This window comes from Mesorhizobium sp. M8A.F.Ca.ET.161.01.1.1, assembly GCF_004792105.1.
GTDB lineage: Bacteria > Pseudomonadota > Alphaproteobacteria > Rhizobiales > Rhizobiaceae > Mesorhizobium.
Window position 1 is genome coordinate 1 of the sequence record NZ_SRTD01000347.1, and the last position, 314, is coordinate 314.

General features: G+C 65.0%; 1 protein-coding gene. It reads left to right on the plus strand.

The window, feature by feature from the left end; translation table 11 throughout:
* The first annotated feature begins 104 nt into the window (after positions 1-104).
* On the plus strand, positions 105-275 hold the full coding sequence (locus EN804_RS37605) for a hypothetical protein (protein WP_189602220.1): 171 nt from the start codon (positions 105-107) through the stop codon (positions 273-275).
* Positions 276-314: the final 39 nt, after the last annotated feature.

Sequence of the window (314 nt, forward strand, 5' to 3'; positions counted from 1 at the left end):
CGGCTGTTCACCATAAAGTCCGATGCTGTTCTTCCCAGATGGCGCTGCAACTTGCCAGGGCCTGAGGCCCTCGCCGGTTGCAGCGCGACAGGGAGGGTGGGTCCGTGACGGTTGCCGACATGAACAGGCTGGAGCAGGCCGCCCGCGTCTCGATGAGCGGCTTTCAAGACGCCGATCCGCCGGCATCGCCTCGTTCCTCCCATCTTTCGCTTCGCCTCGGCGCCGTCGCGCTCCTTGCGGCCCTGGTACTGACGGCAGCGTGGCAGCTGACCTGACTCGGGCGTAGGCCAATTCGCTGAAGCATATCTCCCGAA